We start from the raw sequence: 22,063 nt of genomic DNA, 5'->3' as shown, positions 1-22,063 counted from the left end.
CATATTTGCTTTCAGCTTTTAAGTTGGTCAACAAGCCTTTGGATTTTGAGAACAGCTTGCTGTTCCAATGTTCATTATCGGCAGGTGCCGGCAGCTCCGAATACAAAACAATATAACCGGAAGCCCGCTCGACAATGCCGATTTCTATGTTGACCTCACCGGAATTATTGCCAAAAAAGACATTAAATGACGGCGGTGCCTCCAAAATGCCGACCGGTTCGGGAATTTTTGAAATGATAAAACAGGTACTATCGAGTTTAACCAGGTCACCTTGGGCAATCAGGTTGACATAATTGCCCAGACTCCCCGGCAAGTCTTCCAGATTTAGCCGATAAGCATTTTTAGTGGCGGTATTTTGCTTGATGCCGGACTTTATTTTTGATAAAAAAGTAACAAAAACATAACATGACGCAGGACAATTTCGCGCTGGCAAACCGCCAATTCACGCATAACACCGATGACAGCCAGCAATTATGTGGCGGATTGCCTGACGATGAATCCACCCTACAATTGATAAGTCGTACGGCCGTTATTTCATCAACATGCGTGTTAAAGGGCTGTCGCTATCGACGACTACTTTTTGCTCACCGTCAGTTGCTGCACATTGTTCCATAATCTTTGCAAGCTTTGTTATCTGGTCTTTATGTTGCTCAACAAGCATGTCGACTACCTGTAAAACTTCGGTTTCTATCACGCTAAAAGCGTTAAGCAGACCTTTATTGAGACCCTTTAAGGCACTTTTTTGTAAGGAAGGCTGGAGCTTTTTTAAAATAAAATACGGAATTAACCAGGTCATGGCAATCAGCAGGCTGCTATGAATAGCAAAATCCACCCCCAGATAGTGATTTTCGGCCATGTTACTGGTGTAATAACCCATAAATACTTTATAACCAACCCACGTCATGGCCAGCAACGGCAAAAATATTTCGGCAAAACGCATGCCTTTTAAAAATACGCGCTGTAAGGCGTTACCGGGATTAGCCAAGGCTTGCCTTGCTGCCAGTTCAGTTTGTGTTTGCATGATTTTAGGCGCTTTTTCTCGCACGGCGATTATCTGCTGTTTAAATGGCAAAACCGGCAAGCCCTGCTCATCAATTTTGCCAATAAATTCATCCAGAGCATCGTCAAAACGGGCTTGTGCCCACGCATCCCATAAGGAATTTTGCTGAGTCGGCGGATTTTTCATTAAATCAGCCGCGTGCTGTGCATAGTAAGTGGCCATCTGTTTCATGGGCCAGGCAAAACCTTGTTGCAAAAGTTTCACGGTTTCTCGCCATTGCTGCTGCCACAACGCGGGGACTTGTTGAAAAGTTTGCCAGGAACCTAGCAATTTTGCGGTATTTTGCAGTTTTTTCTGTAACTCGTCTTTGCGTACCTGTACACCACGTTGTTCCAGTTGGTCAATAATATGCCCGGTCGCCAAAGACAGTATAGTGGTTTCTAATGCGGCAAATTCATCGTCTTTAGGCCCCTCGGTACACACGGTTTTAAAGATAATGGGCGCGGCAAAACCCGCTTTATGCAATTGTTGGTTAAAATCTGCATATTGCTCATCCTGCCCCCGATCCCATTGATTAAGAACAAACAACCAGGCATGCCGCGCACCTTCTGCCAGCAGTAAACGCCAAGCCTTTTCATCCCGATAACGCTCGGGACTAACCACATAAACAAGCACATCAATATGCGGTAACCACTGCAAAACCAGCGCTTTATTGCTGTGTTCAGTACTGTCAAAATCCGGCATATCGATCCAGACAATATTTTTTTTGGTCTCATCATCATGTTGCGCAACACGAATTGTAGCGAGCGGTAATTGCTCCGGAAAATTCTGTATGGCGATATTGCGATGATGAAACAACGTCACTTCGCGTGAGGTGGGTCGCTCTATGCCTGCCTTGGCAATGGCCTGCCCTGCGAGACGATTAAGCAAGGAACTTTTGCCCACGCCGGTGCCGCCCATAAAGGCGACAATAAGCGGCCTTGTACCCGCTTGCATTGCCAAAGTGGAACCGGAAAACAAGGCTTCTGGGCTTCGGGTATCAAAATGCTGTAACGCGACTGCGTTATCGGCATTAAGCCAGCCTGCAGTGCAAGCTTGCTCGGCCCAGTGTTGGGTTTTTTCTACTAAATTAGAGTAATCGTAAGCCATGGCGCTTTTCTATAAGTTGATGTTCAGCTGCTTGTACCTGACCAGGGGAAATATTAAAGTGATGCAGCCGTGATAACTGCTCAGGCAACGCCAACAATTTCAAGCCAAGATTGTCCACAAACAGCGCCTGTTTTACGGTCTTTAATTGATGCTGTTTTAAGTCATGCTCTACTTTATGCATATAGCCGCCGATGGCGCTTTCAGCCAACAGTGAAGTCACTGCCAACATTGCCGGCGCAAAAACCAGATCATGCACACCAATACCGCCCATATGTACTGTCAGGGCAATAGCCGCCGCATCGGTAGTTACCCGGGTGACTCGCAGACTATTTAAAAGCAGGGGTTGTTCCTGGAGTTTGAGATATAAATCCTGCGCTGTTTGCTCTACATCCTGCTGAAAATCCAGATGATAAATTTTTGCTGCGGCACTAAAGTCCTGCAAAATACTTTGTCGCTGGCGACGCAGTAAACTACTAAACTCTTTCCACCATAAGCGTTGCTGACCTTCTTCACTATTATCCAGCAACCGGTCAGCGAGTTGAATCAACACATGCTCGGCTATTTGCTTTAATATAATAATTTCTTGGCTGCTATCGGCAATATGCAGTCTTTTACGTCCCAGCTTCATTATTTGCCGTGCCGGCCAGGTAAGCACTTTACGGGCACCGGTTAAAACACCTGCCAGGCCGGGGATTTCCAGTAACGTTAATAACTCTGCCAAAGCCTGTTGAAAGGTTTCATAGTGATGCGGATGATTTAAATAATCACGCTGATAATTTCCCACCGCTTGCCTGATGGCCTCATTAACCAGTTCCTGCCAATCTTTTTGCGCATGATGCTCGGCAATAACCGGTTCCAGCCAGGTCTGCCAATGTTTTTGCAGTAAATCCTGTTCCAAACGCGCCTGTCTTTGATGATCAACCTTACCGGCCAGATCTTTAAGCAAGGCTTGCTGGGCTGTTGGCCAGAGCGGCACGCCCGTGTCTTTTTGATAATACAACGGCACGACTTCAGGAAACGCATCTTGCCGGGTCAGTTGCCATTTTTGTTTTAATGACTCAAGCAATAAGCTTTCAGAACCTTCACTCAACTTGTTTAAACAAATAACCGTTGGCTGGTGCAGTCCCTCAAGCGTCGCCATAATGTCCCAGACAGATTGATCAGCATATTTCTCTTTACTGACCACCAGAATAATAATATCAGCCAGCACCATCGCCCTGATAACACCTTCACGGTAAACGGCCGAATCTATCGAATCAAAATCCGGTGTATCCCATAATACACCATCAGGCAATAGTGCAGAATCCGCCGTTGTTTCAGTCAAGGAATAACAGTCATGCCGGTCTCTTGGAATCGCGTTTTTTTGTAGCTGTTGAAAACGCCCAAAATAGCGCTGTAAACCGCTACAATCATTTACGTTTACGCCAAGACAAAAACCTTGGGGATGAATGGTGTAACCTGCCAAAGGACTGACGCCGGCATCATCACTATTAAGCAAAACATTAACCAGAGAACTCTTGCCTGCTTGTGTGGGGCCTACCACTGTCATTTGTAGTGGTTGTTTGGGCGCTGCGTTAAGCAACTGACCTTTGCGGATAAAGGCTTCTGTAAAGATCAGTTGATCGATACGTTGTTGATAAGCACTTTTGACCGCCTCATTACCCGATTGACTTAAAACTGTTTGGTAACGCTGATTTAATAATTGAATAAATTCCAGCATGTAAGCTTAGCTCAGGGTTATAATAATTGACCCATTTTACTTTGTTTGGTGATCTGGCGTTATAAATTACATAACATATACCTGCCACCTAATTTCGAGGTTATCTTTATGAAAAAATTACCTGCACTGCTGCTTATTCTCAGCTGCGCAACTTTAATCGCCTGCGGTAGAGGGCAAGAAATAAATGGTCATAATACCAGCATGGCCTATCGATCAGTAAAGGGCTTAAAAAATCGCTTGCCGCCGGATACACGTATTGAATTTGAAGTCTCTTTTTGGACGATCAGGGATGCAAAAAAAGATGATAAAGAATTTCTGAGTGCCGTTGACGGTAAAACCCCTGACGAGATTATTGCGCTGGGCAAAGAAATATATCAGGAACGAAAAGCAGCCGGCTTTAAAGGTTATGAGGCCTATTCAAGCTGGGAGGAAATGATTGCCAAGTTTGGTAAAGAAAGAATAGATCAGGATAACAAAAAAAATACTTCCAAAGATGATCAAAATAAAAACAAGCCTAATGATTCAGTAATGTATAAGCTCTAATAATAAAGTTACTGCACATAAAAAATACCGGGAATAAAGTAGTTGGTTTACGTTAAGTTAACCATGATAAAAACTGCTCACACGATTAACGACCAGGCAACGCTTTCTGCTCGATAATTTTTTTATCAACCAGCGCGGAAACAAAGTGACTTGCCTCGATAATGGTTTGTTCCATTGCCTGAATGAGTTGAGAAATATCAATACTGATTTCAATAAACTCATGTTGCAATGCCGCTATAGCTCGCGCATTGAGATTATGTTTCAGGTATAACACCTGATCTTTAAATGCGGCCAGCACGGGCTGAATTTTGCTTTCGGCCCGTTGCATGGCTTTAATCAGCCGGGCATAATTTTGTCTGGCTGCTTTTAACTGTTGCTTGCTACTGTTACGTAAAGCCCGATTAGTATATTCATTTAACTCGGCTTCCCATTCGACAAATAATGCCTCACTGACTTCTTGTATGGCGCTTATTTTAGCGCTGACAGCAGCCGATTTTGAGCGACAAAACTGATATTGCCGGTTAAGCTGGTTATATTTATGCTCCAGACCAGTTTCATTGATACAGACCAAAATTTTAAAGCGCTCCAGCGCATCTTCAAATTCATCCCTGGTTTCTTTAAGGCTGACACAAGCCTGTTCGACCTGATAAATAACAATTTCACGTTTATGCTCACCTATTGATTCTCTGACGCGGAAATAAACCGTTCTGAGTTTTTTTAAAAAAAACCGCGTGATAAAATTTAACGAGCTTGATAATTTGTCAGTGTCAGCCATTGGAATTTTTCTGTAATGAAAGCGGTTAGGTGAGTTACCGGTTTTTTGTATAGCCTTATTATAAGCGTTTACTGGATTGTGACCAACGGCAAGCAAATGCCTGGTCTATCCGGTTACCTTATTAATAAAGCTGAAGACTAAAAGCTACTCAGCCAAAATATCACTACTGTCAGCAAGAATCCTTCCAAAAGTAGTCCTATAATATAACGTGACTGGAAACCAAGCATTAATAAGTTTACTATTAGGCACTTAAAGCTGAGGCATAAAAGTGTTTACACAAAATTTTTGCACTCCCGCTTTATAAAATGAAGCAACACGCCTTAAACAAATTCTTTTCCTGGTAGCTGCCCGATCAGTTTTCAGGTTATTTCGTTTATCCACCCAAACTGCCCCATAAATGTCGCCACAAAAACAACGTACATATCCATTGCCTTATTTTGCTGATAGTTCAGCGTTATTTTCCTCGCTTGCCGGAGAACCCTGGTCCGTTTTTCTGGATAGCGGCTTTCCTGCAAGCCATCAAGGCCGGTACGATATTATCGCAACGGATCCGATATGTACCCTGATAACGCATGGTGGTATAACAGAAATTACTCGTGATAACCTGACGATAAGATCCAGTGCCGATCCCTTTGATCTGGTTAAAGAACAGTTGATGCCTGATTTTGTCCTTGATGAGGACTGCCCTTTCAATGGTGGAGCCATCGGTTATTTTTCTTATGATTTGGCCCGCAGACTGGAGACTTTGCCGGTTATTGCCCAAGATGCCGAATATATTGCCGATATGACTATCGGCATTTATCAATGGGCGGTTATTGTCGATCATCAACAACAGCAAAGCCGATTGGTCGGGCATGGCTGTGATGAACAACAATGGCAAGCGTTGATAGCACAGTTTAGTTATTTGCCTGAACAGCAAAAATATGACGCTTTTAAAGTGCTTGGCCCGGTTAAATCCAATATGGACAAGTCTTCTTACACCGAGGCTTTTAAGCGCATTAAACAATATCTTAAAGAAGGCGATTGTTATCAGGTGAATCTGGCACAACGCTTTGTCGCTGAATGCGAAGGCGATCCTTGGACGGCTTATTTACTTCTGCGTGAATTAAATGCCGCACCATTCAGTGGTTATCTTAATTTTCCTGAAGTGCAAATCTTAAGCTCATCACCTGAGCGTTTTTTAAAACTTGCCAAAAATATTGTTGAAACTAAACCAATTAAAGGCACGCGTCCCAGAAAACAAGATAGCACTGAAGATCAGCAACAAATCCAGTCCCTTGAAAACAGCGATAAGGACAAGGCAGAAAACCTGATGATTGTTGATTTACTGCGTAATGACATCAGCAAAACCTGCAAAAAAGGCTCCGTAAAAGTTCCCAGTATATTTACCATAGAAAGTTATGCGACGGTGCATCATTTAGTCAGTACCGTAACCGGCATATTGGCTGATGATCAGCATGCCATGGATTTATTAAAAAGCTGCTTTCCTGGCGGCTCAATTACCGGTGCACCCAAGATTCGTGCCATGGAAATCATTGAAGAACTGGAACCTAACCGACGCGGTGTTTATTGTGGAGCCATCGGTTATATCGGCTTTAATGGCAATATGGATACCAATATTGCCATTAGAACCCTCGTCCATTCCAAAAATACCATTCGTTGCTGGGCAGGTGGCGGTATCGTTAATGATTCAGTGGCTGACGAGGAATATCAGGAAAGCTTTGACAAAGCCGCTGCATTGCTGGATTTACTGCAACAACTGACAAAAAAATGATCATTGTTAAATTGGGCGGTAGTCTCTCCCACTCAGAATCACTGATTAAATGCCTAAATAGCCTGGAACAAAATTATGCGCCTAACGCCATCGTTATTGTTCCGGGGGGCGGTGCATTTGCCGATCAAGTCAGGTTGGCTCAACAACGCTGGCAGTTTGACGACAATACCGCCCACAGTATGGCGATATTAGCCATGCAGCAGATGGCCTTGTTAATTAAGGGGCTTAAAAGGTATTTTACTATCGCTCGTTCAGTCACAGACATTAAAAAACAATTATCCCGGCAAAAAATTGTCATCTGGTCACCCGATATTGTTGAGCTGGATCAGGCGGGGATTGCAGCATCCTGGGATATCACCTCGGACAGTCTGGCGGCCTGGTTAGCCGGCGTACTCTCGGCGAAAGAACTTATTTTGGTTAAATCAGCAAGCATAGATAAAAATCTAAGCTTACAAAAACTCGCTGAACAAAACATCATTGATCAAGGCTTTTGCGATATTGTCAGGCAGGCGACTTTTAAAATAAACATTATTAACCAGCAAGATTGCTGATACCCACCCGAAAAAAATAATTTGTCCATGAAAGATACGAAAATAATTCAGTAATATCAAGCAACAAAGATATTTACGCAGTCGAACGTGGTTTATCGATATTTGAAGACAACTCGACAGAAAGATAACCGTCAAATTATTTCATATATTTCGTTTTTTTTGCATGATTACTTTAATTTATTGGCTTTATGTAATGAAGCTGACTACATAATTATCAGCATAACTTCATTGATTAAATGGCAGAATAATAATATTTTTTACTCATTTTTACCTATTGTGTTATAAAGATGCCATGAATGTAAATTTTACAATTTTAAGTTTCGTTTCTGCTATTTCTTTAATTTTTATCTGTTGGTTGCATGCTTAAAAGTAATATAAAAACAATCTCTGGTATGCCACTACAGACGCCTGATCAAAACCATCTTCTTGCCACCCTGCCCGCAGAAATACTTGAACGTATAAGCCCACAACTGGAACTGATCTTGTTGCCGCTCGGCAAGGTTATTTACGAATCCAGCGACCAACTGCAATATGTCTATTTTCCGACCACTGCCATCATCTCTCTGCACTACGTTATGGAAAATGGCGCGTCGGCTGAAATCGCCGGCGTGGGTAATGAAGGTATATTGGGAATTTCAGTGTTTATGGGCGGCAATAGCACGCTCAGCCGTGCCACCGTGCAAACTGCGGGCTACAGTTATCGACTGAAAGAAAAATTTATGATGGAGGAATTTAATCATTACGGCATATTTCAACATTTGATGCTGCGTTATACCCAAGCCTTAATTACCCAGATATCCCAAACTGCAGTCTGTAATCGGCATCATTCCATAGGGCAACAACTATGTCGTTGGCTACTGTTAACGATTGACCGATTGCCCGCACAAGAATTGACCATGACCCAAGAACTGATTGCCACCATGCTCGGTGTTCGTCGCGAAGGCATCACGGAAGCTGCCGGGGATCTCCAGCGCTCAGGCTTTATTAGTTACCGCCGTGGCCACATCACGGTACTTGACCGCTTGGGCTTAGAGTCAAATACTTGTGAATGCTACGATGCCGTCAAAAAAGAATTTCATCGCCTGCTTTGTGATAGCAAAGTCAGACGTTAACTCAATTAGTTTTTCTCTGCAATTATCGCTTCTGGCCATATTTGCTTCCAGATTACTAACCATTTTCATAACGATAAACTATGTCCAAAAAATTTCTATTTTACACTTATGAATGACAACACCAGTTCAGCAAAGGATAAATATTCCTCGAAAGCAACGCTTAAAATTGGTGCTTCTTTCATTACCGCAGTGCTACTGATTGCACTGGTATTAGTAACAACATTCTGGGCTTTCAGACAAATAGAAACAGCCGCTGAGGCACGAAATTACACCGACAATATCATTGAGCAGGCAAACCTGTTGATGTCGGCATTAAAAGATGTAGAGACCGGACAACGCGGTTATTCGCTGACCGGTAACGAAGTCTTTTTAGAACCTTATTTGCTAGCTCATGATAATATCGCAGGCTATCTGAAAGAATTAAATTCACTGACGTTAACCAGCACTGCACAGCAACACAAAGAGGCACTGCCGGCATTAGTGGAAGCAAAATTGGCAGCATTATCTCAAGTCATTGAGTTACGACGCCACAATGATGTGAAAGCCATGCTGGAAATTATTAATGGTGGCCATGGCAAACAATTGATGGATTCAATTCGTAACGAGATTGGTAGCCTTATCAAGATAGAGGAAGGTACGCTGGCTCAGCGTGAAGTAGAATTCCAGGCCAATATGCGCCATCTATTTGCCATCATTGTTACTGCCAGTCTTTTTACCTTGCTGTTTACACTTTGGTTCGCCTTGTTAATCTATCGCGAAGCACAGCATCGGCTTAAGGCTTTAGTGCATCTTGAAACACAGAATTCACTGGAAATTCAGGAGGCGATGAATAGCCAACTGCAGCAAGCCAATGCAACCTTGCAGGCCAGCGAAGAAAAGCTTGCCGTTACGCTTTTTTCTATTGGCGATGCAGTCATAGCCACCGATGCCGAAGCCCGTATCACACTCCTTAATCCTCTTGCCGAACAACTGACCGGCTGGACACTCGCACAAGCTACCGGATGCAAGATAGCCGATATTTTCCACATTATCAATAAAGAAACCCGTCAACTCGCAACTATCCCGGTAACGGAAACCTTGGTGTATGGCACTATACAAGGCTTGGCTAATCACACCGTGCTAATTTCACGCGATAAAACCGAATACGATATCTCCGATAGTTGTGCGCCTATTCGAGACCGGAATAATCAAGTAATCGGAGCCGTACTGGTATTTCGTAATGTTACTGAAGAATACGCGGCTCAGCAGGCCTTGCTTGACAGTACGACAGTAATTCAGGCGATACTCAATACCGTGGTCGATGGCATCATAACCCTTAATGCTGCCAGCGGCATTATTGAAACCGTTAATCCGGCTGCCGAGCAAATATTTGGCTATAGTGCAGGCGAACTTATTGGTCAAGAATTTAGCCTGTTGATTCCCGAACTTGATCAAGATCAGCATAAAAATATAAGCAGTTCCCTGGACTATTACAGTACCTGCGAAGAATCTCGTGCCTTAGGTTTGGGCCGTGAAGTGATTGGCAAGCACAAAAGTGGCGGCGATTTCCCGATGGAGATGGCAGTCAGCGAGATGTGGTTGGGTGGTCAGCGACACTTTACCGGTATCTTACGGGATATCACTGCACGCAAGCAGGCTAAAGAAGCACTACTCAAGGCAAGTGCCTTACAAAGCGCGATTTTCAACAGTGCCAATTTCTCAAGTATCGCCACTGATGCAAAAGGCGTCATTCAAATCTTCAATGTTGGCGCCGAACACATGCTCGGTTATACAGCCGACGACGTGATAAACAAAATTACCCCGGCTGATATTTCCGATCCGAATGAAGTGATTGTCCGTGCCGAAGCATTAAGCATTGAATTTGGAACCGCTATTGCACCAGGCTTTGAAGCATTGGTATTCAAGGCCTCACGAGGTATCGAAGATATTTATGAGCTAACCTATATTCGTCAAGATGGCAGTCGCTTCGCTGCGATCGTCTCGGTCACCGCGCTGCGTGATGACCGAAACACTATTATTGGCTACCTGCTGATCGGCACTGATAATACCGCTAGAAAACAGGTTGAAGCAGAGCAAAAACGTCTCGATCAACGTCTGCGAGATCAACAGTTCTACACCCGCTCTTTGATTGAAGCCAATATCGACGCCATTATGACTACCGATTTGTCCGGTATCATTACCGATGTTAACAAGCAAATGGAAGTGCTGACCGATTGTACGCGAGATGAACTGATCGGTGCGCCGTTCAAGAACCATTTTACTGAACCGGAAAGGGCCGAGACTGCTATCAGGCTGGTACTTAGCAAAAAGAAGCTCACCAACTATGAGCTTACCGCTTGTGCCTTAAGTGGCAAGGAAACGGTAGTATCCTACAATGCGACCACTTTTTACGATCGTGACGGAAATCTGGAAGGTGTATTCGCTGCAGCACGCGACATTACCGAACGCAAACGCCTGGATCAGGTTCTCCATGACAAAAATATCGAACTGGAAAGCGCCAAGTCTTTAGCTGAAAAAGCCAACCTGGCAAAATCAGATTTTCTGTCCAGTATGAGTCATGAGTTGCGCACACCACTCAATGCCATCCTCGGCTTCGCCCAATTGCTCGAAGTTGGCTCACCGCCGCCCACTGATGTCCAGATTGTCAGGCTACACCAGATTATTAAAGCGGGCTGGTATCTACTGGATTTGATTAACGAAATACTCGACCTCGCATTAATCGAGTCAGGTAAATTATCATTGTCGCTGGAACCTGTTTCATTGACAGCTATCATGCAAGAATGCCAAGCGATGATGGAACCACAAGCGCAACAGCGTGATATTAAACTGACTTTTCTACCATTCGATAACACTTGGTTTACCTATGCCGATCAAACCAGAGCAAAGCAGGTTCTGATCAATCTGCTTTCCAATGCCATCAAATACAACCGTGAACAGGGAACGATTGAGGTGAAATGCACGGCAAGTGCTTCAGAACGCATACGTATCAGCGTTAAAGATAGCGGTTTTGGCTTATCTTCGGAACAACTGTCGCAACTATTTCAGCCATTTAATCGTCTTGGACAAGAATCCGGCACCGAGCAAGGCACCGGTATCGGACTGGTGGTAACCAAGCAATTGATTGAACTAATGGGTGGTTCCATCGGTGTAGAAAGTACTGTTGGAGAGGGTAGCGAGTTCTGGATTGAACTACTTAGAGATGTTACACCGCAGCTTGCTGCAGGCCATGTAATGCCGGCAGAATTAATGCCAAAAGCCTGGAAAAATTCAGCACAGCGCACCCTGCTCTATGTAGAAGACAATCCTGCCAACCTGATGCTGGTTGAACAAATTATTGAGCATCACCCTAATCTGCGCATGTTGAGCGCATGCGACGGTAATATAGGTGTCGCTCTTGCACGCGCCCACCTACCTGATGTAATCTTGATGGATATTAATTTGCCCGGAATTAGCGGAATCCAGGCACTGAAAATTTTACGTGAAGATCCGGCTACGATGCATATTCCCGTTCTTGCTCTCAGCGCCAATGCCATGCTCCGTGATATTGAAAAAGGATTGGAAGCGGGATTTTTTCGATATCTCACCAAACCCATCAAGGTTAATGAATTTATCAATGCCTTGGACGATGCTCTGAATTTTTCTGAACCAGGATTGCTCGATACCAATGAAACCGAACAAACACCATGATTAGCACACAAGATATTCTTAATGCCAGCATTCTGATCGTTGATGATCAGCAAGCCAACGTGCAACTGCTTGCAGAAATGCTGCGTGAGGCCGACTATCGCTGCATTGCCTCGACAAATAACCCCTATGAAGTTTGTGCATTGCATCAAAAAGACCATTATGATCTGATCCTTCTTGATTTACAGATGCCTGGTATGGATGGTTTTGAGGTAATGGAAGCCCTTAAGGAAACCCAAACAGATGGCTATGTGCCAATATTGGTGATTACTGCACAGCCGAATCACAAATTACGGGCATTGGCCTCTGGTGCAAAAGATTTTGTCAGTAAACCTTTTGATCTGCTCGAAGTACAAACACGCATTCATAATATGCTGGAAGTGCGACTGCTGTACAAGCAACTTGAACTTAACAATCAAGCCTTGGAACAAAAGGTGCTGGAACGGACTGCCGAGCTACGTCAAAGCGAAGCACGTTTTCGTCGCCTGACCGAGCTGTCATCAGACTGGTATTGGGAGCAGGATACAGAAGGAAACTTCACCAAAATTTTTGGTCCGGTACTTGAAATGCTTGGAATCAAGGTCGATGATGAACTAGGTAACATAAGAGATGATCACGGCGCACTCTGGAATGAGGACGAGCGAGAAATACTGGAGGCCAAGCTGGTTGCCAGACGACCTTTTCTGGATTTTGTCTACAGCCGCATCAAACCCGATGGCTCTCGGCAATATTTAATGGTCAGCGGCGAGCCGATATTCGACTCCTCTGGTGGATTTACCTGCTACCGTGGCGTAGGTAAGGATGTAACTGAAACCATGCGTTCCAACGAAGCATAATTTGCCAACAAGTAAAAATTATTGCCTTAAAAAAAACATAAACACCTTCTCCTGTGTACACAAATCTTGCTTAACAGATTATAAAAATGCCAATAATCAATACGGCGTAAATTTCTTAGCCATGTTGTCCGATATAAGCAAGCTTGCACCCTCGTTATAGATTCTCACATAAATAATTTTGATGCTCATACAGATACCATTCATTTAAGGGATGGTATCTTGTAAGCCTAAGGTGATATCCAAGAATAAACAGACTCACTTTACGCAAGATTTTTATTTATTTACAACGACTGCAAGGACAGATATTTGCTCCTGCAAACTCTGCATTCACAACATCCCTGTGGATTATGCAGGAGCTAGAGCACCAACAGTAGGCTCCTTAAGAGATGCAGGAGCAGTTACCGAGGCGTAAAAATAGATGCGTAGCTGGTGGCTACGTAACTATTTTGACAACGCAGTAAATGAATAACGAGACCAGTAAACTGAATATATTATTCGCAGGAAATCACCTCAGGTGACGTCAATCGGAAATTTAATTTCTGAAAAATCCTATGTTCGTTAACGTACGGACTATAGTCAGCTTTTCGCCTATCCTGTCCCAAAGCTTACAAAATTACCTGGAAACTTGGCTCTTGATTGCAATGACAGAGAGGTCTTTAACCAAGGTTATTCCATAGAAAAACCTTGGGAGGCTAAGTAATACATGGGATCTGATCGCTAATTAAATTTTGAGCAATTTAATCCTTTTTTAATACGCTACTGGAGATTTATTCATGAAAACCTTTAAATTAACCAATAATCAATTAATTCACGCAAGCGCACGTCTTGTTACCTCAGTGACTCTGGCTACGGCCTTGGCTTTTGCTCCGGGACTAACCTTTGCTGCGACGACCACTGATAAAGATGCTCACGAAGATCGCACTGAAGTGCGCATCAAAGATATGCATACCAAACTAAAGATTACCCAGGTACAGGAAGCAAAGTGGGCAAAGGTTACCCACACAATGCTTGATGATGCAAAAATCATGGATGCCCTTACTCAAGCCAGAGCCGATCATGCTGATGATATGAATGCTATCGATGACCTTAAATCCTATGGCGAGATCGTTGAAGCTCATGCAGACGGTATCAAAAAACTAACGCCTGTTTTTGCCGATCTCTATGCCAGTATGTCCGACGCACAGAAAAAAGAAGCGGATACCTTCTTCCGTAAGGGTGAACACAAGAATAGTGAGAAGAAGTCTATTGGCAAATAATGACGAATACCGTGATATCCAAATCAGGCAAGTTCAGCCTTAGGTCCGTAATCGCATCAAGTATTCCAGAAAAGGAAAGTCAATATGAAAACGTTAACACAAAAAACCGGATTTTCCAGATCAATTGCCAATAAGGTATTGATCGGACTGATCTTTGCATCACTAATTAGTCTTTTATCGCCATCAACAGCATTCGCTGATCGAGATAAAGGCCATCGGGGCGGCCATCAAGGATCACATGGCAATCGTGGCAATCATAACTCGCGTGGCAAGCATCATAACAATAGGGGATACCGATCAGGATACAATTACAATCATAATTATAACTATGCACAACCTGTCTACGTGCCGCCCCCAGTATATTACGCACCGCAGCAGTCACCAGGCATCAACTTGTTTTTGCCACTAAACCTTCGGTAAATACATTAATAAAGAAAGCCCGTTGTTCGCGAATGATGGGCTTTGATCACCTCGGTTTCAAGTCATTAAAATCCCCTTATAAATACCAGCACCAAGCCATAACGAGAATTTTTACTCATCCTGATATCAATCCAGTGTGTAAATTTATCATTGATCATTACAGCGAAGAATTTTTGCTTAAGCTCGTTTAAGGTTCCTGGTTGTTTAAAATGCTGGCCTCATAAGTATTAATATCTATCCCTATAGAAAACTACACGCTTTAGTTGAAGATTGTTCAGTTACAATGGCATCAAAATTAAAATCGATGCTCTAAAGGCTGAAAATATGACTAAAAGCACTGTTCCTGCAGTTACAGGCTATAAGCAACTGAAAAAATTGCGCACCGCATTAGCGATTTATCAGGGTTTACAACTATTACCCACTCTGCAGCAAGAGGCTGAAGGAACAGTATCGCATGATCAAACAAAGCGCGTTACTTATCTGACAGAACTTTTTTCACGCATTCACCGGACAATTTTTCAGGATTGGAAAGAACAACCCACCGTTTGCCATCGTCCTGGTACCATGCTTGATGCAGATAAAAGAAAAGAATTTCGTGAAACCATAGAATGCCTGGTTTTAGATGACGACGGGAATCAGGATACGGCAATTTTTGACAATAATGGCTTTGTTATCAGAACGGAAGATATTGCTGAAAGACTGGCCATTTTTTACCAAAAAATGCGCAGTGTAAGACCCTTCACTTATGGCAACAGAATAACACTTGATTTATTTTTAACCATGCTGGGTAAATTACCGGCAATCAAGAGTGTTTATGAACAGGGCATAGATTTCAGGCGAATTGAAGCTTATGACGCCGTCGCCTTGCATAATCCTGATAGCACACTCAGAGAAATCACAAAGGCCTTTGAACATGCACTTGATCCAACCCGCTGTAAAAGCCTGCAAAACAAAGCCAACGCTTATGGAAAATGGCCGGAAAACAAGAAGTTTGTCTATGGCATCCCTTTTTTGTCACATACCACAAAGGCCGGTATAGAATGCCTGGTTGCGGTAAACGGTGGCCTGATACCGATAAATCACATTAAAAAAGAGTTCTTTATCGCCGGCAAGCATTTTGCTGATTATCCACTCTGTGCTGCCGAAAATATGATTGGTTATCTACCCGGCACAGAAGCCGTACGGCACTCTGGAAACTACGAAATTGACGGCATCAGCATAGGCGAAAATGGAGCTGCCCCACTCTTTTGTCTTGATATTAACATGTTAACCGGATTACGTTCTCCCGGCCATACAGAAGTTTTACAACTGCTCAAGCAATGCGAAGGCGATAAGGCTCTGATATTTAATTTGGCACAAAATGAAGCGCTTAAAGACAAAATGATAACTGCTGCCAATGGCGATATACGATTAGAGCGGGCCATTGAAATAGCCTATGAACGACTGAGTAAAATTATAAAAAAACTCGATGAAGCGAAAGATAAGCTCTTTGAAGGCAAGATTGCTGATGCAAAGCCTACGTTATTTATGGCAATGGGCGGCGCAGGATCAGGAAAAACCGCTGTTGAAGAAATTGCACAGATACAGTGCAGAGATAATTTTGTTATTGCTTCACTGGATGAGTTTCGTAAAAAAAGCGATCTGTACAAAATTCTCACTGCCGCCAGTCATCATAGTGACGACTACGTTTATGTAGAACCTTTTGCCAACAGACTACGTGATTTGGTTGCCGATCATGCCAAGAAAAGTCATATCAATATTCTCTATGATGGTACCGGCATTCCCTACCAACCCCGCTATTCCAGCATAGTCAACCAATTTAAAGAATATGGTTTTTATACCCAAATAACAGCAGTAGATGCTTTTATTATTAAACCTCAAGGCCGTGAAAACGAATTAATAAGAAGCAGCGTTATCACCAGCGTAAAAGAACGTTTTGAAACAACCGGCCGCGCACTACCTTGGGTAGTTACGGTAGATAAACATATTCGCGTACCCCGATCATTTTTAAACGCATTGGAACATGAAGACCTGGACAAGATATCACTGTTTGCCAATGATGGCGAAAAAGACCGGCATTATCTCGTCGCCGAAAGCTTTGCTTTTTCTGGCCAGGATATCAGGGCGCTCCAGAAACATCAGTTAGCAGGTACATTAATGACATACCTGAAGCTTCTAATCAGGAACCGTGAAGACTCTATTTTAAAAAATCTGGCTCAAGGTGATGAAAGTCACCTTGAAGCACTCATCAACAGAAATACCGTATTTACCGAAAATAACGTGGCTTTTCAAATTTATCCGGGTAAAAATCGCAATCGTGTACTGGTGATTTATAATACACGTCGGATGGTCGACTTTGTCGAAAAAAGACAATTAAACCCTAATGCCTCGGGTGAAGAAGGCTTGTTACATAAACCTGAATCCTTGGCTTTTCATATTGATCCTTATACCAAGGATCCTTGGATGACCCGGCTTCAGGATTAATTAAGCCTGCATAAACCGGATGGCAGATAAAGAGAAATTATGCTTGCTCAATAATTTCCACGGTATTGCCATCTGGATCCCGGCAAAAAAGTGCTCTTCGTCCCGATATACTCATCGTATAAACAATACCGGCTTTTTTCAAGGCATCCTGAATCGGCGTTAGTGACAAGGCATTTAAAGCAACATGACGATCACGTCCACCATGTTCAGGCCGCCCCTTTATTGGGTCTGGATTTTGCAACTGAAGTAAGTGAATTTGCTGAGCACCCAGTTGAAACCATGCGCCGGGGAAACCCAAATCCGGTCTGTCGATTTGCTGTAAGCCCAAAATTTTACAGTAAAATACCAGCGAAATATCTAAATCGGCAACAATAAAACTGGCGTGGTTCAGGGAAAGTATGTTCGTTAACATTAATTGAATGATCTATCTTTTTATAGGTAAGAAATTATACCGTCTGACACTCGATTGTAAATTACATTTTGACTGTAAAGCACGGCACATAAAACCACTATCGGTAAGTTAACCTTACTGAATATAGGCAGCCTTGAATGTAGCAGCAACTTAAGTAACGTTAATCAGAAATGGCGACTACTTCAACAACCACGTTCATTATAGGCGACTGCGGGTTATCAGTTGGGGCGGCTATAAACGAGCCGGAGACAGGGGGTACCGATTCGGGATGGCGACTCACAGCCACCGTAATATGATGGTTGCCAACCAGCAAACCCGAGGTTGAATCAAAGCCTTTCCAACCGGCACCGGGCAGATAAACCTCTGACCATGCATGGGTTGCACCCTGGCCCTGAGGGAGCGTTGGTGAATAGACATAGCCGCTCACAAAACGTGCTGCCAACCCTAAGTAATGGCAAGCTTCAATGAACAACGTCGCAAAATCACGGCAAGATCCGGTACGTTTTGCCAACGTCGTTGCCGGTGTCTGAACCCCCGGTTCCTCGCGTTGTTGGTAAGTGAATCCGGTGGCAATGGCTTTATTGATCCATTCAAGCAAAATATAGGTTTCTACAACTTGACCAGTGCTCCAAAATTGTCGTAACCACGAATCTAATATGGCATGATCTTGATCAAAGATCACTGACAGATAAGGGCTTAAATCAATACGTTCTGCGACATCGTATTGAAAAGGAAAATAGACCGCATGCTCTGCTACCAGAAAATCCAAGGGTTGATTGTCATAATGCTGAATAACAACACAACTGCTGATAGAAAGTTGGTTACTTGGCTCAATAAAAGTTGCCAATGCTACAGGATTGTCGTACACATCACGTTGCCATTGCAATTGATGGGCAGGAGAAATGGTTAACTCAGCCGATTCAATACGAACATCATGGCCTTCGCGAGGACGTAACAGTAATTTATGTGGCAACAAGGTTACCGCTTGTGCATATTCGTAAGTAGTCACATGCTTTATTTGCAGACGGCGCATTTATACAACTCCAGTGATAAATATTATGGCTATTTTTGATAAGCATTTTGCCACAATATTCCAAACTGCGTAGTTTATTACCATCGAGAATATAAAAAACTCACTTACTATGACGATATTACCCACTTTCTAAGTGCATAAGATCATGGTACGAAAGAGGCCATTTTGAGAAAAATATTTCCATGCCAGCCATGAAAGCTTGTTAAGAAATATTAATAGAATAAATGAGAAATCGCAATTTTCTGCAAAAGCAGGAGAGAATAATATAGAAGAGTAAAGCCGGACAACAATTATTAAAAATAAGGTATAAAAATAGCCCGGTAGTTTTCCTGCCAGGCTATTTTTGCACTAAAGCAATGGGGATCTATTTCATCATGGATCTTTTAAATTTTCTATCTAATTTGCTATTGGCATCTTTAGATAGTTGTGCGGCCCGATTAGCGGCTGTCTCTGCTGATTCTGCTTTGGTAGCTGCATCCGCAGAGGTAGCTTGTGCATTAGCTGCATCAGCTGATGCCTGTTTAACAGACGTATCCAGACCATCTACCTGCGACTGTAAATTTTCAACGTCGGAAGTCGTTGCACAAGCTCCAAGTAGACTGAAAGCCAAACCAATTATTGCTAATTTTATTACTTTTTTCATATTATTTTTCCTTACCCAATATTATTACTACTTGGTAGTGTTTTGTTTAGAGGCATCCAATATTATTTAATCAGAATGACACATTCGCTAAATACTGATTTTGTTGGTATCTAATAATAAATAGTTGAAACCGTTAATCATTAAAGTCATCGCGACCAGCGTTATACACAAGTTGCTACAACTGCATCAAGGTTACACGAACAAGATGAAAAAAAGCCTGCAGGTTTGATTAAGATTAGATGAAGACAGCAAATATTAGGGACGTTATGTATTCATCATAGAAGTCGATTGGCTACCCATAATGTAAGTAACAGGGAATGTGGCTTGTGACACAAAAAGGTCTGGCAATAGTGTCATTATTATTGATATTACTGCCTTACGCTAAAATTCTAATTAAATGAGTATGTTAAACCAGTGCCTTGGTATAAAATTAACGAATTTTTTGAAAGCTATAGACTATGCAAATTATCGCAATTTATCCCGGTACATTTGATCCTGTTACTAATGGACATATTGATATCATTGCCAGGGCATCAAAACTATACCATAAAGTTATTGTTGCTGTGGCAGTCAACAGAGGGAAAACCCCCTTATTTTCGCTAGATGAACGCGTCGAACTGGTAAAGCTGGTTACTCCCGAATTTTCTAATGTCGAGGTTATTGGTTTTGATAACTTGTTGGTTGATTGTGCCAGACAGCAGGGTGCCAATGTCATTTTAAGAGGCTTGCGTGCAGTATCCGATTTTGAATATGAATTTCAATTGGCAGGAATGAACCGACGGCTTGCTCCACAACTGGAAACCATGTTTCTGACGCCTGCTGAACAATATGAATTTATTTCTTCAACCATGATCAGAGAAATTGCACAACTTAAGGGCGATGTATCCTGTTTTGTCCCTGAGCCTGTACTCCAGCGTTTAATAGAGAAATTTAGTTAGGAATTAAGATGGCCCTTATTATTAATGATGAATGCATCAATTGTGATGTCTGTGAACCCGAATGTCCAAATGCCGCCATTTCACAAGGCGAGGACATTTATATTATTGATCCGGAATTATGTACCGAGTGTGTTGGGCATCATGGCTTGCCACAATGTGTTGAAGTTTGTCCGGTTGATTGTATCGATAAAGATATCATGCATGTTGAAGACCATGACACGCTATATCAAAAGTATTTAAAATTGACGCAATAGATTATTTCTATCAATCGAATTTACAGATTTTATTATCTGAAATTCAAAAGCGGTTACACATTTTCAGGTAAAGAATTTCTTTATCGACAGATACCATCCCTTTAAGGGATGATATCTGTATAAGCTTACAGTAATGTGAATTGCACATTTAATTTCTGAAAGTCTATAGATATACTCCGCGCGGTCACTATTGCGGATTCTTAAATGTGCTTAACACCATATATTACCAAGGGTTAATGTGTTTCTATTTTCCGCATCCGTGACCGCGCGGAGTATATCTATAGGGCTTGGGAGAGAGGCCAGAGCAGATGCCGACCAAATATTTTCTTGGCATCTCGGCAACCGCTTTCTGCCATCCATGGCTATGTAATTCCTGTGGTTCATTGCGAATATTTTTTTACAAACAATCCAGAATCGCCCTTTTAACAGCATCCAGACTGGCATCAATAGTTACCGGCTTGGCATCTGCGCATTGTTGCATGGCAATTTCAGGATCTTTAATACCGTTACCGGTTAAGGTACAAACAATTTTGCTGCCTTCAGGAATTTTTCCGGAGATTATATCTTGCAGGGCACCCGCTAATGAAGCTGCTGAGGCGGGTTCACAAAACACACCTTCATATTGCGATAACATTTTTTGTGCCGCCAAAATTTGTTCATCACTAAATTTGTCAAACCAGCCACCAGACTCTTTTTGGGCAGCCCAGGCAAAATCCCAAGATTGTGGATGACCGATACGAATGGCGGTCGCGACAGTTTCAGGATTATCAATCATCATGCCGGCTACGAAAGGCGCAGCGCCAGCGGCTTGATAACCACACATAACCGGACGATTACCGCAAACACGATCGGTTGCATATTCGTTGTAGCCTTTCCAGTAGGCGGTAATATTACCGGCATTGCCAACGGGCAGACAGTGATAATCAGGCGCAAAACCCAGTTCATCAACAATTTCAAAAGCGGCAGTTTTTTGGCCTTCAATTCTGAACGGATTAATGGAGTTAACAATAGTAACAGGAGCATGGTTAGCCACTTCTTTAACCAGTGCCATACCTTTATCAAAGTTACCGTTAATCTGAATGATGGTGGCGTTATACATTAAGGTTTGCGCCAGCTTGCCCAGAGCAATTTTACCTTCGGGAATCAATACAAAGGCTTTAATGCCTGCCCGAGCCGCATAGGCAGCAGCAGCAGCCGAGGTGTTACCGGTTGAAGCGCAAATAATGGCTTCACTGCCGTCTTCGACAGCCTTGGTAACGGCCATGGTCATACCACGGTCTTTAAATGATCCGGTTGGATTTAAGCCTTCAAACTTGACATAAATTTCAACGTCTTTGCCTATCATTCGGGGGATGTTTTGCAATTGAATCAGCGGCGTTCTTCCTTCATTCAAGCTGATGATACGCGTTGTTGCACTGACCGGCAGACGGTCTCTATAACGCTCAATTAATCCAGTGTAATGTTTTTGTGTAGTCATGA

General features: G+C 42.9%; 19 protein-coding genes. 11 read left to right on the top strand and 8 right to left on the bottom strand.

The window, feature by feature from the left end:
* The 3 genes from N7974_RS12175 to N7974_RS12165 form a co-directional block, all read right to left on the bottom strand.
* On the bottom strand, positions 1-433 hold a 433-nt coding region (locus N7974_RS12175; protein ID WP_262965875.1), incomplete at its 3' end, for a hypothetical protein.
* Between the two features lie 96 nt (positions 434-529).
* Positions 530-2,149, bottom strand: a complete 1,620-nt coding sequence (locus N7974_RS12170) for a GTPase (protein ID WP_262965874.1) — start codon at positions 2,147-2,149, stop codon at positions 530-532.
* Entirely contained in the window at positions 2,130-3,869 is a 1,740-nt protein-coding gene (locus tag N7974_RS12165; protein ID WP_262965873.1) for a GTPase domain-containing protein, read from the bottom strand. The genes N7974_RS12170 and N7974_RS12165 overlap by 20 nt, the downstream gene beginning before the upstream one ends.
* Before the next feature lie 108 nt (positions 3,870-3,977).
* Here N7974_RS12165 and N7974_RS12160 point away from each other — a divergent pair, with 108 nt between their 5' ends.
* Positions 3,978-4,412: a hypothetical protein gene (locus N7974_RS12160; protein ID WP_262965872.1), complete on the top strand. Its 435-nt coding sequence runs from the start codon at positions 3,978-3,980 to the stop codon at positions 4,410-4,412.
* Positions 4,413-4,497: 85 nt separating this feature from the next.
* On the opposite strand, the gene N7974_RS12155 is transcribed toward N7974_RS12160, so the two are convergent.
* Positions 4,498-5,187, bottom strand: a complete 690-nt coding sequence (locus N7974_RS12155) for a DUF2959 domain-containing protein (protein ID WP_262965871.1) — start codon at positions 5,185-5,187, stop codon at positions 4,498-4,500.
* 397 nt (positions 5,188-5,584) lie between these two features.
* Here N7974_RS12155 and pabB point away from each other — a divergent pair, with 397 nt between their 5' ends.
* The 8 genes from pabB to N7974_RS12115 all read left to right on the top strand — a co-directional run bounded on the left by pabB (position 5,585) and on the right by N7974_RS12115 (position 17,304).
* Positions 5,585-6,961, top strand: coding sequence for an aminodeoxychorismate synthase component I (gene pabB, locus N7974_RS12150; protein ID WP_262965870.1), 1,377 nt, complete (start codon positions 5,585-5,587; stop codon positions 6,959-6,961).
* Positions 6,958-7,512 carry an amino acid kinase family protein gene (locus N7974_RS12145; RefSeq protein WP_262965869.1) on the top strand — a complete coding sequence of 185 codons (555 nt, stop codon included), beginning with the start codon at positions 6,958-6,960 and terminating at the stop codon, positions 7,510-7,512. Before pabB ends, N7974_RS12145 begins: the two co-directional genes overlap by 4 nt.
* A 392-nt stretch (positions 7,513-7,904) precedes the next feature.
* Positions 7,905-8,624, top strand: coding sequence for a Crp/Fnr family transcriptional regulator (locus N7974_RS12140; RefSeq protein WP_262965868.1), 720 nt, complete (start codon positions 7,905-7,907; stop codon positions 8,622-8,624).
* Positions 8,625-8,732: 108 nt separating this feature from the next.
* Positions 8,733-12,311, top strand: coding sequence for a PAS domain S-box protein (locus N7974_RS12135; RefSeq protein ID WP_262965867.1), 3,579 nt, complete (start codon positions 8,733-8,735; stop codon positions 12,309-12,311).
* Positions 12,308-13,144, top strand: a complete 837-nt coding sequence (locus N7974_RS12130; RefSeq protein WP_262965866.1) for a response regulator — start codon at positions 12,308-12,310, stop codon at positions 13,142-13,144. Before N7974_RS12135 ends, N7974_RS12130 begins: the two co-directional genes overlap by 4 nt.
* Before the next feature lie 773 nt (positions 13,145-13,917).
* Complete coding sequence (locus tag N7974_RS12125) at positions 13,918-14,400, top strand: Spy/CpxP family protein refolding chaperone (protein ID WP_262965865.1); 483 nt, start codon at positions 13,918-13,920, stop codon at positions 14,398-14,400.
* A gap of 84 nt (positions 14,401-14,484) precedes the next feature.
* The gene (locus N7974_RS12120; RefSeq protein ID WP_262965864.1) at positions 14,485-14,820 is read left to right on the top strand and encodes a hypothetical protein; all 336 of its coding nucleotides are present in this window, start codon (positions 14,485-14,487) and stop codon (positions 14,818-14,820) included.
* 324 nt (positions 14,821-15,144) lie between these two features.
* Positions 15,145-17,304 (top strand): zeta toxin family protein, encoded by a 2,160-nt coding sequence (locus tag N7974_RS12115; RefSeq protein WP_262965863.1) that lies wholly within the window; start codon positions 15,145-15,147, stop codon positions 17,302-17,304.
* Between the two features lie 37 nt (positions 17,305-17,341).
* Here the strand turns inward: N7974_RS12115 and N7974_RS12110 are convergent, their stop codons facing one another.
* The 3 genes from N7974_RS12110 to N7974_RS12100 all read right to left on the bottom strand — a co-directional run bounded on the left by N7974_RS12110 (position 17,342) and on the right by N7974_RS12100 (position 19,392).
* Positions 17,342-17,716 carry a VOC family protein gene (locus tag N7974_RS12110; protein ID WP_262965862.1) on the bottom strand — a complete coding sequence of 125 codons (375 nt, stop codon included), beginning with the start codon at positions 17,714-17,716 and terminating at the stop codon, positions 17,342-17,344.
* A gap of 160 nt (positions 17,717-17,876) precedes the next feature.
* Positions 17,877-18,749 (bottom strand): transglutaminase family protein, encoded by an 873-nt coding sequence (locus N7974_RS12105; protein ID WP_262965861.1) that lies wholly within the window; start codon positions 18,747-18,749, stop codon positions 17,877-17,879.
* Positions 18,750-19,113: 364 nt separating this feature from the next.
* Positions 19,114-19,392: an Lpp/OprI family alanine-zipper lipoprotein gene (locus tag N7974_RS12100; protein WP_262965860.1), complete on the bottom strand. Its 279-nt coding sequence runs from the start codon at positions 19,390-19,392 to the stop codon at positions 19,114-19,116.
* A 458-nt stretch (positions 19,393-19,850) separates the two neighbouring features.
* On the opposite strand from N7974_RS12100, the gene coaD reads away from it, so the two are divergent.
* Both coaD and N7974_RS12090 read left to right on the top strand, forming a co-directional pair.
* The gene (gene coaD / locus N7974_RS12095; RefSeq protein ID WP_262965859.1) at positions 19,851-20,330 is read left to right on the top strand and encodes a pantetheine-phosphate adenylyltransferase; all 480 of its coding nucleotides are present in this window, start codon (positions 19,851-19,853) and stop codon (positions 20,328-20,330) included.
* Between the two features lie 8 nt (positions 20,331-20,338).
* The gene (locus N7974_RS12090; RefSeq protein WP_262965858.1) at positions 20,339-20,584 is read left to right on the top strand and encodes a YfhL family 4Fe-4S dicluster ferredoxin; all 246 of its coding nucleotides are present in this window, start codon (positions 20,339-20,341) and stop codon (positions 20,582-20,584) included.
* A gap of 397 nt (positions 20,585-20,981) precedes the next feature.
* Here the strand turns inward: N7974_RS12090 and thrC are convergent, their stop codons facing one another.
* Positions 20,982-22,061, bottom strand: a complete 1,080-nt coding sequence (gene thrC, locus N7974_RS12085; RefSeq protein ID WP_262965857.1) for a threonine synthase — start codon at positions 22,059-22,061, stop codon at positions 20,982-20,984.
* Positions 22,062-22,063: the final 2 nt, after the last annotated feature.

The organism is Methylobacter psychrophilus (genome assembly GCF_025583945.1).
GTDB classification, from domain to species: Bacteria; Pseudomonadota; Gammaproteobacteria; order Methylococcales; family Methylomonadaceae; genus Methylobacter_C; species Methylobacter_C psychrophilus.
The sequence above is the reverse complement of the archived record's forward strand: the minus strand, read 5'-3'. Positions and strand labels throughout refer to the sequence as shown.

Excerpts from the sequence above, each read along its gene's own strand:
- N7974_RS12170 (WP_262965874.1), bottom strand. The coding sequence starts at position 2,149 with ATGGCTTACGATTACTCTAATTTAGTAGAAAAAACCCAACACTGGGCC.
- N7974_RS12165 (WP_262965873.1), bottom strand. The coding sequence starts at position 3,869 with ATGCTGGAATTTATTCAATTATTAAATCAGCGTTACCAAACAGTTTTA.
- N7974_RS12160 (WP_262965872.1), top strand. The coding sequence starts at position 3,978 with ATGAAAAAATTACCTGCACTGCTGCTTATTCTCAGCTGCGCAACTTTA.
- N7974_RS12155 (WP_262965871.1), bottom strand. The coding sequence starts at position 5,187 with ATGGCTGACACTGACAAATTATCAAGCTCGTTAAATTTTATCACGCGG.
- pabB (WP_262965870.1), top strand. The coding sequence starts at position 5,585 with ATGTCGCCACAAAAACAACGTACATATCCATTGCCTTATTTTGCTGAT.
- N7974_RS12145 (WP_262965869.1), top strand. The coding sequence starts at position 6,958 with ATGATCATTGTTAAATTGGGCGGTAGTCTCTCCCACTCAGAATCACTG.
- N7974_RS12140 (WP_262965868.1), top strand. The coding sequence starts at position 7,905 with ATGCCACTACAGACGCCTGATCAAAACCATCTTCTTGCCACCCTGCCC.
- N7974_RS12135 (WP_262965867.1), top strand. The coding sequence starts at position 8,733 with ATGAATGACAACACCAGTTCAGCAAAGGATAAATATTCCTCGAAAGCA.
- N7974_RS12130 (WP_262965866.1), top strand. The coding sequence starts at position 12,308 with ATGATTAGCACACAAGATATTCTTAATGCCAGCATTCTGATCGTTGAT.
- N7974_RS12125 (WP_262965865.1), top strand. The coding sequence starts at position 13,918 with ATGAAAACCTTTAAATTAACCAATAATCAATTAATTCACGCAAGCGCA.
- N7974_RS12120 (WP_262965864.1), top strand. The coding sequence starts at position 14,485 with ATGAAAACGTTAACACAAAAAACCGGATTTTCCAGATCAATTGCCAAT.
- N7974_RS12115 (WP_262965863.1), top strand. The coding sequence starts at position 15,145 with ATGACTAAAAGCACTGTTCCTGCAGTTACAGGCTATAAGCAACTGAAA.
- N7974_RS12110 (WP_262965862.1), bottom strand. The coding sequence starts at position 17,716 with ATGTTAACGAACATACTTTCCCTGAACCACGCCAGTTTTATTGTTGCC.
- N7974_RS12105 (WP_262965861.1), bottom strand. The coding sequence starts at position 18,749 with ATGCGCCGTCTGCAAATAAAGCATGTGACTACTTACGAATATGCACAA.
- N7974_RS12100 (WP_262965860.1), bottom strand. The coding sequence starts at position 19,392 with ATGAAAAAAGTAATAAAATTAGCAATAATTGGTTTGGCTTTCAGTCTA.
- coaD (WP_262965859.1), top strand. The coding sequence starts at position 19,851 with ATGCAAATTATCGCAATTTATCCCGGTACATTTGATCCTGTTACTAAT.
- N7974_RS12090 (WP_262965858.1), top strand. The coding sequence starts at position 20,339 with ATGGCCCTTATTATTAATGATGAATGCATCAATTGTGATGTCTGTGAA.
- thrC (WP_262965857.1), bottom strand. The coding sequence starts at position 22,061 with ATGACTACACAAAAACATTACACTGGATTAATTGAGCGTTATAGAGAC.